The 14,453-nt window shown below is 65.6% G+C and carries 12 protein-coding genes; 8 read left to right on the top strand and 4 right to left on the bottom strand.

Going from position 1 to position 14,453, the window contains the following annotated elements; genetic code table 11:
- The first annotated feature begins 78 nt into the window (after positions 1 to 78).
- From ACE026_RS00315 to ACE026_RS00305, 3 genes are read left to right on the top strand one after another with little or no spacing between them, the layout of a single operon-like run.
- The gene (locus ACE026_RS00315; RefSeq protein WP_486036957.1) at positions 79 to 834 is read left to right on the top strand and encodes an SDR family NAD(P)-dependent oxidoreductase; all 756 of its coding nucleotides are present in this window, start codon (positions 79 to 81) and stop codon (positions 832 to 834) included.
- 30 nt (positions 835 to 864) lie between these two features.
- A complete protein-coding gene (locus tag ACE026_RS00310; protein ID WP_486036955.1) occupies positions 865 to 2,046 on the top strand; it encodes a GDSL-type esterase/lipase family protein in 1,182 nt (393 codons plus the stop codon).
- Positions 2,043 to 3,146: a sugar kinase gene (locus tag ACE026_RS00305; protein ID WP_486036954.1), complete on the top strand. Its 1,104-nt coding sequence runs from the start codon at positions 2,043 to 2,045 to the stop codon at positions 3,144 to 3,146. The genes ACE026_RS00310 and ACE026_RS00305 overlap by 4 nt, the downstream gene beginning before the upstream one ends.
- Before the next feature lie 19 nt (positions 3,147 to 3,165).
- Here the strand turns inward: ACE026_RS00305 and ACE026_RS00300 are convergent, their stop codons facing one another.
- Positions 3,166 to 3,591 carry an NUDIX domain-containing protein gene (locus ACE026_RS00300; RefSeq protein WP_486036952.1) on the bottom strand — a complete coding sequence of 142 codons (426 nt, stop codon included), beginning with the start codon at positions 3,589 to 3,591 and terminating at the stop codon, positions 3,166 to 3,168.
- A gap of 128 nt (positions 3,592 to 3,719) precedes the next feature.
- The gene (locus ACE026_RS00295; RefSeq protein ID WP_486036950.1) at positions 3,720 to 4,292 is read right to left on the bottom strand and encodes an OmpO family porin; all 573 of its coding nucleotides are present in this window, start codon (positions 4,290 to 4,292) and stop codon (positions 3,720 to 3,722) included.
- 667 nt (positions 4,293 to 4,959) lie between these two features.
- Between ACE026_RS00295 and ACE026_RS00290 the strand changes: the two genes are divergently transcribed.
- The gene (locus tag ACE026_RS00290) at positions 4,960 to 5,319 is read left to right on the top strand and encodes a DUF1428 domain-containing protein (protein WP_265310000.1); all 360 of its coding nucleotides are present in this window, start codon (positions 4,960 to 4,962) and stop codon (positions 5,317 to 5,319) included.
- A 16-nt stretch (positions 5,320 to 5,335) separates the two neighbouring features.
- Here ACE026_RS00290 and ACE026_RS00285 read toward each other — a convergent pair whose 3' ends face one another.
- Together ACE026_RS00285 and ACE026_RS00280 are read right to left on the bottom strand one after the other, a co-directional pair.
- A complete protein-coding gene (locus ACE026_RS00285) occupies positions 5,336 to 6,016 on the bottom strand; it encodes a hypothetical protein (RefSeq protein ID WP_486036948.1) in 681 nt (226 codons plus the stop codon).
- Positions 6,017 to 6,088: 72 nt separating this feature from the next.
- Entirely contained in the window at positions 6,089 to 7,027 is a 939-nt protein-coding gene (locus ACE026_RS00280) for a lysozyme inhibitor LprI family protein (RefSeq protein ID WP_486036946.1), read from the bottom strand.
- A gap of 489 nt (positions 7,028 to 7,516) precedes the next feature.
- Here ACE026_RS00280 and ACE026_RS00275 point away from each other — a divergent pair, with 489 nt between their 5' ends.
- Genes ACE026_RS00275 through ACE026_RS00260 form a run of 4 tightly spaced genes read left to right on the top strand, consistent with a single transcriptional unit; the run spans position 7,517 to position 14,308 of the window.
- Entirely contained in the window at positions 7,517 to 8,680 is a 1,164-nt protein-coding gene (locus ACE026_RS00275) for a hypothetical protein (RefSeq protein ID WP_486036944.1), read from the top strand.
- A complete protein-coding gene (locus tag ACE026_RS00270; protein WP_265309996.1) occupies positions 8,677 to 10,152 on the top strand; it encodes a hypothetical protein in 1,476 nt (491 codons plus the stop codon). The genes ACE026_RS00275 and ACE026_RS00270 overlap by 4 nt, the downstream gene beginning before the upstream one ends.
- Before the next feature lie 24 nt (positions 10,153 to 10,176).
- On the top strand, positions 10,177 to 10,620 hold the full coding sequence (locus ACE026_RS00265; protein WP_265309995.1) for a hypothetical protein: 444 nt from the start codon (positions 10,177 to 10,179) through the stop codon (positions 10,618 to 10,620).
- A gap of 16 nt (positions 10,621 to 10,636) precedes the next feature.
- Entirely contained in the window at positions 10,637 to 14,308 is a 3,672-nt protein-coding gene (locus ACE026_RS00260) for a tubulin-like doman-containing protein (protein WP_265309994.1), read from the top strand.
- Positions 14,309 to 14,453: the final 145 nt, after the last annotated feature.

Raw genomic sequence — 14,453 nt, 5'->3', positions numbered from 1 at the left:
TGTAAAACCCCCACGGCCCGGTCGAGCGCCGCTGAGCCCCCTTCTTCCCTTTCCCCCAACGCATCACAGGAGTGTTTCATGACCCAATTCAAGGACAAGGTGGCGATCGTCACCGGTGGCGGCCGTGACATCGGCCGCGAGATCTCGCTCAAGCTGGCCGCGGCCGGTGCCAAGGTCTGCATCAACTACGCCAACGACGAGGCCAGCGCGCAGGAGACCCTCAAGCAGGTCGAAGCCGCCGGCGGCACCGCGATCGTGCATCGCGCCGATGTCACCGATGCCAAGGCAGTGGCCGCGATGGTCGCTGCAACCCAGGCCGCATTCGGCCCGCAGATCGATGTGCTGGTGAACGTGGCCGGTGGCATGGTCCAGCGCCGTCCGCTGGCCGAGATCGATGAGGCGTTCTTCCACAAGGTGATGGACCTCAACATGAGCTCGGTCTACCTGACCACGCATGCGGTGGTGCCGCACATGCCCGAAGGCGGCGCGATCGTGAACTTCGCTTCGCAGGCCGGCCGCGATGGCGGTGGCCCGGGCGCGGCGCTCTACGCCACCGCCAAGGCCGCAGTGATGACCTTCACCCGCGCCATGGCCAAGGAACTGGGCCCGCGCGGCATCCGCGTCAACGCGCTGTGCTGCGGCATGATCGCCACCCGCTTCCATGACGAGTTCACCAAGCCGGAAGTGCGCACCGCCGTGGCCGGCAACACGCCGCTTCGCCGTCAGGGCCGTCCGCAGGAAGCTGCCGATACCGCCGTGTACCTCGCGTCGGATGCAGCCGGTTTCATCACCGGTGCCAACGTCGACGTCAACGGCGGCACCTACTTCTCCTGATTGACCCGCTGACCGCCTGGGAGGGCCGCCATGCTGCGCTGGATCACTGCATTCTCTCTTGCACTTGCCACCAGCGCCTCGGCGCTGCCCGCCCAGGCCCAGGTCTGGGTGCCAGCCTGGACCGCCTCGCCGGCACCGGACCGTCTTGATGGCACCCCCGAGGCCCCGGTGCAGTTCGCGAACCAGACCGTGCGCCAGGACATGCGCCTGGGCAGCTCGGCCCGCGCCCTGCGCTTCCGCATCAGCAATGAACTCGGCCAGGCCCCGCTGCATATTGGCGGGGCCTCGGCCCACCTCACCGGCACCGCCACCGCGGCCAAGCCGGTCACTTTCAATGGGCGCGGCGAGATCGTGGTGCCGGTCGGCGCTGCCCTGCTCAGCGATCCGGTCGCGATCACGGCGCCGGCGCTGGCCGACGTCTCGCTCACCGTGTATTTCCCCGATGCCACACGGCCGGCCGTGCGGCGTACCGCGCTGCGCATCGCCGATGGCCGCGCAGCCACTGTGGGCGACGCGGTCAAGCTCGCCTACCGCCAGAATGTGGTCTCCGCCGTGCTCGCCGAACGCGCCAGCAAGCCGGTGGTGGTGGTCGCCCTGGGCGACTCGATCACCGAAGGCGCCACTGCCACCCGCGGCAGCAACGGCGACTGGCCCGCACTGCTGTCCGCCCGTCTGCAGCAGGCGTGCCCGGACCAGGTGGTGGTGGTCAACGCCGGCATCAGCGGCAACAAGGTGATGGATCACGGCCGCAGCCACAGCGCGCTGGCGCGGCTGGACCGCGATGTGATCGCGCTGCCGAACGTGGACCGCGTGATCCTGTTCGAAGGCATCAACGACATCCGCCACGACGGTGGGACCCCACCCGTGGCCGGCCGCAACGCCGAGGACATGGTGCTGGGCTACCGGCAGATCGCCGAACGCCTGCACAGCAACGGCATCCGCCCGATCGCTGCCACGATCACCCCCTTCGGTGGTTCGGACCGGTACGAGCCAATCGCCGCCGCCACCCGCATCACGCTCAACACCTGGATGCGCGGCGGCCGCAGCGGCTTCGATGGCCTGATCGACTTCGACCAGATCCTGCGTGATCCGGCCAACCCGGAGAACCTGCCCGAGGACATCACCCGCGACCACCTGCATCCCAACGATGAAGGCTACCGGCGGATGGCCGCGGGCATCGATCTGGCCCTGCTCGGGTGCCGGGCGCGATGAGTGCCCAGACCTTCCAGGTGGCGGCCGAGAACGGCCAGCGCTGGGACGCACTGGCGCTGGGCGAGGTGATGCTGCGCTTCGATCCCGGCGAAGGCCGGATCCGCAGCGCGCGCCAGTTCACCGTGTGGGAAGGCGGCGGCGAGTACAACGTCGCCCGCGGCCTGTGCAGCACCTTCGCCCATCGCACCGGGGTGCTGACTGCCCTGCCGCGCAACGAGCTGGGGCTGCTTGCCCAGCAGCTGATCCAGGCCGGCGGGGTGGATGCCAGCCAGATCGTGTGGCGCGACTACGATGGCATCGGCCGCAACACCCGGATGGGCCTGAACTTCACCGAGCGCGGCTTCGGGGTGCGTGCGCCGCTGGGCATCTCTGATCGCGCGTACTCGGCCGCCTCGCAGCTGCAGCCGGAGGCGTTCGACTGGGATGCGCTGTTCGGCCAGCACGGCGTGCGCTGGCTGCACACCGGTGGGATCTTCGCCGCGCTATCCGAGCACAGCGCGCAGACCGCGATCACCGCGGTGCGGGCCGCACGCCGGCACGGCGTGGCGGTCTCCTACGATCTCAACTACCGCGCCAGCCTCTGGAACAGCCACCCCGACCCGGATGCCGCGCGCCACGCCAACTGCGCGATCGCTGCCGAGTGCGACCTGCTGATCGGCGATGAGTATTCGTTCGCCGCGTGCCTGGGCATGGACCTGAGCGATCTCGGTCGTCGCCACACGCCGATGGATGTCGGTCCGGCCGAAGCCGCCGCGGTACGTGCCCTGGCCCGCTTCCCCACGCTGCAGGCCGTGGCCTTCACCCTGCGCGACGCTGCCACGGCGGCCCGGCATGGGTGGGCGGGTGCGCTGCGCACGCGGGCGCAACTGTATGTCTCCGACGCGCGCGAAGTGGACTTGCTCGACCGGGTCGGCGGTGGCGATGCCTTCGTGGCCGGCGTGGTGCATGCCCTGCTCAGCGGCAAGGGCGAGCAGGCGGCGGTGGACCTGGGCGCCGCGCATGGCGCGCTGGCGATGTCCACGCCGGGCGACTACGCCATCACCAGCCTGGCCGAAGTGGAGGGCGTGGCGCGGGGAGATGGCGCCGCCGCACGACGCTGAGCGCCCTGCGCGCGGGGACTCAGTGCGCGATCGAGAGGTGTTCCAGGGCCTTGCGCGTAGAGAGCGTCAGCGGCGCGGGCAGTGCATCTGCGGTGAACCAACCCAGCCCGAGCAGTGCCTCGGGCTCCTGCACGGACGCGATCGTGGTGTCCTGCGCGCGCACCAGATACACCGGGGCGACCCAGTGCTGGGCAAGCGCCGGCTCGAAATGATCGACCACGCACAACAGACGCTCCACCGTCACCTGAAGTGCGGTCTCCTCCTCTACCTCGCGGATCACCGCGTGTTCGACGGTTTCCATCCAATCGACCTTGCCGCCGGGCAGGCCCCAGTGGCCCTGTTCGGGCTGACGCCCGCGCTGGACCAGCAGGATCGCGCCATCGGCGCGCTGGATGACGGCACCGCAACCGAGGCGGGGTTGCTGCAGCGCAGGGGACTCGGACATCAGGCATCTCCATGACAGTGCCTCATTATCCCTCTCCCCGCGGAAACCGCGCCCACGAAAAAGGCCCGGCAATGCCGGGCCTTTCCTGCCACGCCGATCAGGCACGTGGCGATGCGGTCACGCTGGGATTACCAGCTGAAGCGCGGGCCGACCGACCATTCCTTGTCACCGTGGCGATCCATCTTGATGTCGCCGTTGATGCCCCAGTTCTGGTTCAACTTCACCTGGCCACCCAGGCGGCCGTAGAACTGGCCATCCGGATTGACGCCGCGCTTCTTGCTGTAATCCTCGTAGCCGGCCATGGCATAGACTTCGGCGTGCTGGCCGAACGCGGTACGGATACCGGCTTCAGCGCTGTAGCCGTTGAAGTCCAGGCCTTCCTTCGGGTCGAACTTGTTGTAGGCAACGCGGCCCACGAAGTCGGTGCTGTTGCCGATTTCCTGGTTGTAGCCGACGCCGACGCGCCACTGGTCAACCTTGAAGTTGCCGATGTCGGTCTTCTGCTGGTTGTACTCACCGAAGGCGTGGAAGTTCGGCAGGAAGGCATAGGAACCCTTCACGCCCCAACCATCGGCCTTGCCGCCATCTGCGTCGGTCTTGACGTAGTCGGCTTCAGCGTAGTTGTAGGACAGGCCTTCAGCCGCCGAAGCGGTGAACGGGAGGGCGGCGGCCAGGGCCAGAGCAATCAACGAAGTCTTCATGGGGGTACACCTTTATGTCTTGGACTACTTGCACCCGGCATGGAGGCCGGACTGCATCGGGAATGTAAATTCTCCGTTATTCGACACAACCCGCCCTGAAGTTGACCGAGTGCACAAAAGTGAATTTTGGGGCGGCGTTCAGACGCGCTCTGGCATACGCGCGTGGCCTTTTTCAGGCGATGAAGGCGTGAATGCCCGTACGGCGCTGCGATCACGCGTGCAACTGAAAGGGGGCGAAGGCCGCGCGCGGGAACCGCGCAGGGAAAGGACTCTGGTCACGACGGTGCCCTTGCGGGGCGTCACGCGCTGGGGAAGCCGCTCTTGGGGAGTCATCGGCTAACGCGTCCATCCTCCTGAATGCACCGAGGTCCTTGCCGTGAGGCATCGGACCGCAGGCCGCCGTGGGGCGTCCTGCCCGGCAAGGCCATCATGGGCTGAATGCGTCAGCTGGCCTATCAGGATGTTCCTCACAATGGCTCAGACTTTTCTGATGTTGTCCCGACGGCATCGAAAAAGACGCACTGAATGCTGAATTTGTTCACGCCGTGACCGTCCTGGACAGATTCACTGGCCGCAACGGCCATCGGGCGCACTGTCGATATCCCGCGCCCTGGTTCGTCGACTGTCTTGAAGGCGCCCATCCCGGCGCGCCATCTGGAGTTCTGCCATGGCTTACATCGATGGTTTCGTACTGGCCGTCCCGACCGCGAACAAAGATGCCTTCCTCAAACATGCCCGCATGGGTGATGCGATCTGCATCAAACACGGCGCCCTGCGTGTGGTGGAGTGTTGGGGCGATGACGTCCCGCACGGCAAGCAGACCGACTTTCATCGTGCGGTGGAAGCCAAGGAGGATGAAACGGTGCTGTTCTCCTGGATCGAATGGCCGGACAAGGCCACGCGCGATGCCGGCATGCAGAAGATGATGGAAGACCCGCAGATGAATCCGGAGAACAACCCGATGCCGTTCGATGGCAAGCGGATGATCTACGGCGGCTTCGTACCCGTGGTGGAACTCAAGGGCTGAGCGGTTCTGCTATCGCTCAGCGCGGGTGGGCGGATTCGTCGTCGCTCTGGAATCCCCCGCCCGTGCCGCCACCGCCGCCCATTCCTCCACCACCACCGCCGGTTTTTCCACCGCCCTTGTCACCCGCATCGCCCTTACCCTTTGCACCGGCCGACGGCCGTGCCGGGCCCTGCCGCGGGATGGTGACCGAAGCGGGAATCGGATCCAGGTCCAGCGCCTGGCGGATGAAATCGCGCAGCGAGACCACCAGCTCGGCCGTGGGCACGGCGCGGCCTTGGGCCATCTCATGGGCCGCATGCGCAGCCAGGCGCACCTGCTCATCCGTGCCCAGCAGCACTATGTCCGACAGGGCGGCTTCCACCGCATCACGGATCCGACGCGCACGCTCACCACCGCTTTCGGCCTCCGCCGGCAGATGCAGCGCATCACCTTCTTCGCTTCCGTCGGGCAGTGCGCGGAAATCACGGCGATGGCGTGGATCGACGTCGAGCGTGCCGGTGAACGATCCGCCGAGGACTTTGTAAGCGGCGATCAGCGTGCGCAGCCGCTCGTTGATCTGCCGGTTCTCGCGCTCGCGGCGCTGCTGCATGGTCTGCATGACCAGCAGCCGGATGCCGACGCCGATCAGGGTGATGACCGCCAACCCGACCAGGGTGGAGAGCATGGCCTGCCAGGAGCTGAAATCGAGTCCGCGCATTGGAATGCTTCCAGAAGCCAACGGCCAGATTAGCAAGACCGTGTGCGCGGTATCGTCAAGGCTGCGCCATGCTCAACCTGTGCAGTACTGCTCCAGCTGTACGATCCGGGCCTGATAGGCGTCTTCCAGGCAGGCCGCATCGCTGCACTGGTTGCGCCGATGCTGCAGCCACTGCCGCTGATCGGTGCGCAATGCGACCCGGTCACCCCCACATGCAGGTGCATCGGCATAGGCGCGCGCCATGCGAACGTCCAGCGCTGCCAGGATGGGGTTTGTGCATAGCAGGTGTTCGGCAGGATGGCTCGCCCGCGCGCAGTCGAAACTGGGCCGCGCCGCGGCTTCCTCAGCCTCCCGGGCCATGCGCGCCATCATGCCGGCGTAGCCGCTTTCATCTGCAGGCGCGGCTTGTACAGCGATCCGCTCGACGGCAGCGGCCTCACTCTGCGGGTCGCTGGTCGCTGTGGATTCCGGACCCAGGTCGAAGCCATCGGTAGTCGCCGCCATCGGAGGAACTTCGGAGTCGGAATCCGCATCGCTCAGCTCTGGCGCGCCGACCTCCCTGGGGAGGTTATCGGCCGCAGCCACGTCACGTCGCCGCTTCTCGTTCTCGGCAGCCACAGCAGCAAGTTCCGAGAGTTCATTGGGCGTCACCAGGAACTGGCCCGCCGCCAGACCGTAGGTCACCTCGATGTTGTTCATCAGAATTCGCCGCCACCACCCGGGGCGATCCTGTTCATTGCGGTCGATCACACGCTGCAGTGCCTGACGGGCAGCGGCATAGGCCTGCGGATCCGGCTCGGGAATCTGTGCGTAGGCATCTTCCAGGCGATCAAGCGTCAACTGCGTGGCAGCGACGTTGTACTTGACGCGCATGGCAACGCACTTTGTCGTCGCCCCCGCACCGAAACACTCGGATCGGAACTCCATCGCCAGCATGTCCAGGCGAATCGCCCGACCCTGCTGGCAACCAGCGAGCACGACTACCAGCACAACCAACAGAATTTTCTTCAATGCGTTTCCCCTGATGCATCCAATGCTTGATGACCTGCGACAACCGGCTTTCTGCAGACATATTCCTTCATGCGCGGGCGATAATGCGGCATCAGGTAAACGTCGTCACGTCAGGAGTTTCCCTACAAACTCCATGCGCATGCGTTTGTTCCCTGCCGTTGACTTTAGGATATCCTTGCCCGCGAAAGGATACAGGGGGACGGCGTGGCCGCCGGAGCAGAACGAGGTGCCCATTGGCACCTGGAGAATGAGTCGTGGGTGCAGGATGGAACCGGATTTTCTCTGGTCGCCATCGACACTGCCGTGCCTCCACCAACACTGAGCGATCTGGACTATCTGTCTGGCGCGCATCGCATGCCCGAGGGTGGTTATCTGCCGGGCAGCTTCCGGTTTTCTCCCTTTACCGGCCGACCGCTTGCGCGACGCCCGGTGCAGCAGTGGCGGACCCCGTTTGGCGGGGATGACGGTGGACGCAGTTGCACCGCCGCCGTGACGGCCCCGCTACCCTCAACGCTTCAAGCGTTGTTCGACCAGCTGCAGCGAAGCGGCCAGTCGATGCAGGACGCCGCCGAGGTGATCAAGTCACCGCAGCCCAGTGGCCTGTTCTTCTTCACCAGCCACGCCGGTGGGCATCGCGATGGGTTGTTCGCGGCGAGCCGTTCCGGCCAGCTTTCGCTGTGGCAGAACGGTCACCGCCATTGGGTGACGCTGGCACCCCGCGGTGTCTCACTCGGCCGCAGCCATCTTGAAACATGGGCGAATGCGACATTGACGCTGCCGCGCGACGATGGCCATCAGATGATCCTGGCGACCGCCGCAGGTGCCGATTGCGTCAGCGTCGATGCGATGACGTTGAGCTACCAGATCGATCGCGCGGTCGGCCGCACCTTGGGTGCCCCCGGTCTGCTGGACGATATCGCCCTCGTGCCACAGGAACATGAGGGCCGATGGGGCCTTGCGATCCGTCGGCCCGGTGAGGCGTGGCAGCAGCAGCTGCTGATGCTGGATGCGCCCCTGCAGTTGCTTTCGGCACCGATCAGCGATCCGGCGCACCGGAGCCTGTTCTGGATCGGCACGCAGGGCGTGCTCAGCGTTCGTCTGGACGGCCAGGGCGACGCATCTGCCCGCTGGCAGAGCTGGCCCGAGGGCTACGAGGCCAACCCGGTTCTGGGGCCTCCGTATCGCGATGGCGAAGGTTTCTGGCAGCTGCTGTACGACACCCGGGACAAAAAGTGGATCGTCATCCGGCTGGACGCCGCCCTGCCCGAGCAGCGCGCCGCGCCACGCGGATCCACCAGCACCGGCCGTACCAGTTTTCAGTTCAATGTGCGCCTGGAGCGCCCGTGGGACGAGTTCGACCATGACCTGTATACGGTGAGCCATGTGGTCTATCCGTTCCTGGACGTGGTCGAACCGCAGCTGATGCTGTCACTCCATGCGCCGCTTCCGCAGCAACGCAGCCTGCTGTCATTCTTCGAGAGCCAGGCGACCGTGCATGCGACGTTCTGCCTGGAGCAGATCGGCGGTCGCGCACACACCTATGCCATGGACACGCCCTCGCCCTGGAACGCGCAGTGGTTCGTTTACGATGACGCGCTGTGGCTGTGGGTGGACGCGCGCGGCACCTTGCTGCGTTGGAGCCTGCCGCAATGACCGGGTCCGTGCTGAAGCGTCTGCTGGGCGTCGCGGTGCTGCTGGCCAGTAGCATCGGCACGACCGTCGGGGCCGCCGAGCTGCGGCAGGCGGTCCTGGTGCAGAACTCCGGCTGGATGGAGCCGTTCTACGTCGATGCCGAGTCGCCTTTCAAGCCGCTTGTCGCGCAGCTGGCCCAGGCGGCGGCTGGTCAGGGCGAGGTCGTGGTGGGCGCGTTCAACCAGTCCGACGCCACCCATCCCTCGCCGGAGTGGGTGTATCGCGGACCGGGAAACCACCCGGGGCTTGGCCAGGCGATGACGCGCCTGCAGATGGCGCGCAAAGGCAGCGGCGCGCTCGCCGATACCGACTTCAAGGAAGCGCTGCTCGGTGCGATCGAGGTGGGCCTGGAGGGCCGCCCCGGCATTATCTGGATCGTCACCAACAACAAAAACAGTCCCAACAACAGTACCGAGGTCGTGGCCCGCAACCGCGAGTTCTACGAGTTGCTGCACGGTGAGGACGTCATCAGCCGGATCGTTGCGTTCCCGCTGAAGATGCCGGTACAGGGGCAGCACTACCGCGCCAACGGCTTGATGCTGTACGCCCTGGCTTACGGCGAGCCGGCGTCGGCCGCGCTGGATGCGGTACTCGCGAAACCGGCTCTGACCGCACTGCTTCCCGAGGGACATGTGCGCCTCAAGCCGCTGACCGAAGCGGCCGTGCGCTTCAGCCCGACCGGCGTGACGGATTCGCCTGGCATCGCTGCTGGCCTCGCCGCCGACGGCCACACCCTCGTGCTGTCGTTCGACGCCAGCACGCAGGTGCGCACCGCACAGGTGCAGGGCCGGTTCGAGAATCTGTTCAATCCCTACCGCATCGTCAGTGCTGACACGTCATTGGTGACGCCGCCGGCGATCGGCCTGCGGGGCGAGATGTCCACGCATTCGCTGCAGGCGCTGGATCCCGGCAAACAGAGTGACCCGTTGACCCTGCGTCTGTCGCTGCCCCCTTTGCCGTCGCAGTGGTCGCGTGAGGTGCTGCTGCGCAGCGGTTATGAACGGCGCGGGGCGATCGATATCCACCTGGACAACCAGCAGCTGGAAGTGTCGCCGCAGTTCCGCGCGCACATGGCCGACCTGTTCCCCGGGGATGCACTGCCTGAGGTCTTCCTTCCTCCGGTCACGGCCAATGCCTCGGTCACCCGGGTTCCGCTGCTGCTTCGGGTGCAGTATCCGGTGTGGCCGGCCGTGGTGGTGTATGGCGGTGGCCTGCTCGCGCTGATCGGTGCGCTGCTGTTTCTCGTGCTGGTGACCGGCGCGCGCAAAGCAACGGTCTGGATCGACGATCAGCCCCAGCACCTCCGGCTCAAACCGTTCACCACTACCGACGTGCGCGACGCCAACGGCACGCACGTTGCCACGGTCCGCCGCGGCGCGCTCAAGCCTCGTGTGAGCTGGGCCCAACCCGATACATCCATCCGCATCAACTAAGCGTTCCACCGCCAAGGACAGAGCATGAGCCAGAAGAGTTCCCTCCCCGCGCCAGTGACCGACCAGCCGGCCACCGCCACGCCGTCCGAACAAACCGCACCGGCGACAACAGCGGGAACACAGCAGCCGACCGCTACCTTCACCGGTGACTGGGACATCCAGGTCGGCGAGCAGACCAGCAGTCGCGATGCACTGATTGGTGGGGTCGTGCTGCTGGTGCTGGCCGTGCTGTTCTTCGTGGTGAAGAACGCGTATGCCAACTGGCGGGTCAAGGAGCGCGTCGCGCCGAGCCGCGCCAATGCGTCGGGCTGGTTTCTGTTCATCGGTCTGATGGCGGTTGCCACCGTGACCGTGCTGGCCTTCGTCAACGCCGGGCGGTTCCTGGCGCCGTTGTATCTGGTGCCGATGAGCGCCCTGGCCGGCGTGTCGTTGATCGCCTGGCTCGCCACCTTCTCCGCCAAGCGTTGATCCAGGGGTCCGCCGCATGAACGATGCCACCGAAAGCACCTCCCTGCCCGGCCAGCCGCCGCAGGTAACCGAGAAGATCCGTCCGACGCTGTTCATCGCCCTCGGCGGCACCGGCATGAAGGTCAACATCCGTCTGCGCCGCCGCATTCTCAATGCGATCTGGGGCGGCAACGCGAAGGTCGAGAACGTCGCTGACTTCCCGGTGGCACAGTTCATCAACTTCGATCTGGATGCCGGTGAGGTCACCCAGGACGGCAAGTCGGTCAAGACCGATGTACTGGCCGAGCAGGTGGCCTTCACGCCCGAAGAGAAGATCATCGAGCGGCTGGACCTCAACAAGTACACCCAGTCCGACGACGAACTGCGGCGTCACCGGGAGGTGGCCGAGTGGTTCCCGCTCACGCCCGAGCGCATCCGCCTGCTGGGCGTGGACCCAAGCAAGGGCGCAGGCCAGATCCGTGCGCTGTCGCGTCTGTACTTCTTCGACAAGTATCCGGTCATCCGGGACAAGCTGCGTGACAAGATCGAAACGCTGCTGAGCAACATCGGCGCACGCGCGGACAAGCTCAAGAAGCTGGGGCTGGAAGTGGAGCCGGGCAAGGTGCGGGTGGTCATCACCGGTTCGGCGGCCGGCGGCACGGGCTCCGGGTCGTTCCTGGACATGGGCTATCTGGCCAAGGCGATCCTCAAGGAGAAGAATGTCGAGGGCAAGGTCGACCTGTACATGGTCCTTCCCGGCGGCTTCATCACCACCACCAACCCCGACCGCATCCAGGCCAACGGCTACGCTGCCTTGATGGAGCTTGAGACTGCACTGCGCGGCAATGTGCTCGTCAAGCATTGGGATGCCTCGGACAACCTGCATATCGACAGCCGTCCGTACGATGATGTGTACATCGTCGACAACACCAACGTGGCGATGGCCAAGACGAGTGAACAGGAAGACATCTACGAGATGCTCTCGGATGTGTTCTTCACCGATTTCACCTCGCAGGACTTCGCCAACCGCAAGCGTTCGGTGGCCGTCAACCAGAACCAGCACAAGATCCGCGCCTATTCGGTCCCGTTGCCGCAGGACTATGGTGACGATACGGAACTGCGCTTCACCGCCAGCTATTCCGGCGTCGGCCAGGCCGTGCTTGATACCCAGGTGGAGGCGCGCCAGAACGTGCGCATGAACCGCCAGGTGCAGGCAATGCTCAAGGCGTTCTTCGGCATCGCCAATATCCAGGCCCCGGGCAACCGCCCCACCGATAAAGAGCGCGATGATTTCCTGCGCGAGCAGCTGGCGATCGTACCGCGTACCTTCACGGACATTCCGCAGTTCCTCTCCCGCGGCGATCTGGCCACGCTCAACGGAGAGTTCACGCACTACCAGGTGGCTGATGATCTGTTGAAGGTGACCGGCGACGCCAGCATCGGCGCGCAGATCGAACAGAAGGTCGAGAATGCGTTCCAGCAGCTGATGCACGGCAGCGCTGACCGTGACCAATGGCCGCTGCACGTCCAGGATGTGATCAAGCAGCTTGAGCGCGACACCAAGGGCAACCGGGTAGACAGCGCCGACCGCAACCATGAAGTCCGCATCAAGGAGAACCGCCAGCGGGTGTTGCTGTCGATCACCGATGAGGCTGAACTGCCTGCGCAGATCTTCCGCCGGCTTGACGATGATGAGCGCGGTGGCCTGGACTACACACTGGCCTTGGTGGAGATGATCAAGGACCGGCTGGAGAACGAAGGCACCGGTATCGTTCCTGCGCTGGAACGCAATGCACAGCGCTTTGCCGAGATTTCCGAGAGGCTGCAGAACGCCGAGCTTGCGCGTGAGTTCGAACGCCTCAAGGAGACCACCGGCAAAGGCCTGCTCGCGCGGATCAGCGGCAAGGACAAGCAGGCCGAAACCGTGCTGGCGCAGATCAAGGAGACGATCCGGGACAGCCTGCTGTTCTACGTGCGCTCGGTCGCTTCGCGCGAGGCGGCCAACCTGCTGCGCGACGTCTCGGCCTGGCTAGGTGTCAAGGAAGCGGTCGATGCCCATGGTCGCCCGCTGTGGAGTGGTTTTGTGGGGCGCCTGCAGGACGGCCGCCAGTCGGTCGAGTCCCTGCTGCAACACGTCGAACGTGACATCGGCAAGATCGAAGCGGCCATCGCCGAGAAGCATGCGACCCTGATCGCACTCAAGGCGCCGCAGGATGAAGAGCAGCCGGCCATCGATCCGGCCGAGTTCCGTCAGTGGGCCAAGGAAGCGTTCAAGGACTTCGGTGGCTCGCAGACGCTGTTCCAGAAGCTGCTCAGCGACGAAGGCGCCCAGGAAGTGCTGGGCAAGCTGCGCAACAAGGCCGTAGCACAGCTGCCCCAGGCCGATACCCGTACCCAGACCGATCCGCTGATGCAGGCGCTGGCCGCGCTTACTCCCGAGCAGTTGCGCGAGACCTTCCGCCTGCTGCTGCAGCGCGCGATGCCATGGGTGCCGTTGAACCTCAATGGTGGCTTCGACATCTCCAAGGACCGCTATACCTGCCTGGTCGGGGTAAAGGATGCACGCCTGTTCCGCCGCCAGTACGGCGCGCTGCTGGAGCAGGCCGTGCCGCAGGGCACCGGCATGACCGCCAGCCAGATCGACTTCGTCGAGTCCGGCATTCCCGGCAAGCTGATCTGCTTCACCGAGCTGTCCGGCTTCCCGGTACCCGCACTGACGCCACTGCCGACCTACCAGGCCGCGTACCGCAAAGAGGCCGCGCGTATTCCGCTGCACATCCACAAGCGGGTCAGCCAGTTCGTGCAGCCCATCCAGTTCACCCAGGGCCAGTACCGGCAGTTTGCTGAAGATTTCAAGGTATACCTGCATGCCCTTGGCCTGGGGGTGCTCAAGCGCCGTGCCGATGGCAAGTACGAAATCACGCTGGAAGGCGACGGCTTCAGCATCGGCGATGAATTCTCCGTGCGGCAAAGTGGTCTGGACGGCAATGACAAGCGCAACATCGAAGAGCAGCTTCGTCAGCGCTCGGCCAATGTGCGCGACCCGCTGCAGCTCGCACTGCTGGCGCAGCTTTTCCGGCATTACGCCACCGTGGCCTACAAGCCGATCAAGCAGGAAGATCAGCAGGGTCGCGAAAGCCTGAAGAAGCGCTTCCCCTACAAGCTGAGCGAAATGCTGGCCACCGACTATCGGCAGAAGCTGGTGCAGGCCGCCGGCGACGACGCCGACCGGATCGAAGAACGCGCCCGTGCCTTGTTCGACGCCTGGACGCAGCCGGTTTCCGGCTCGTCGGCGGATGTCTACGCTGACGAGGTCGCCGCCGACCGGGGCGACAAGCGGCAGGTGAATGATGCCTTCGCCCAGATGCTCGGCGCTACGTCCCTTGCCGGCGCGGGCATGGCGGGGCAGGCCCCGGGTGCGGTACCGCCCCCTCCCCCGCAGGGCAGCCTGCCCGGCGCCCCTCCGCCGCCGCCACCGATGGTCGATTACAGCTACTACGTCGGCTACAACAATCAGTCGCTGGGACCGTATACGGTTCAACAGCTGCAGCAGTTCGTGGGCACCGGCAACATCAACCGCAACAGCCTGCTCTGGCGCGAAGGCATCGAGTGGAGCGCAGCCGGTGCACTGCCGGAGCTGGGCCATCTGTTCGCCCTTCCATCGGCCCCGCAACCGCCGGCTCCCCCGCCGCCGCCCTCCGGGTACTGAGGGCGCATCACCGCAATGACTGACGCCACCACCGCCTCCCCGATCTGCTGTGTCAACGACCAGTGCATGAAGCCTCTGCCGGGGGAGGTGCGCTTCTGCCCGTTCTGTGGCGTGTCCGCGCCTGAGGTGGCGACGCCGCCGGTCG

Source organism: Stenotrophomonas sp. AGC87, assembly GCF_057333975.1.
This window is presented reverse-complemented; position numbering and strand designations above follow the sequence as displayed.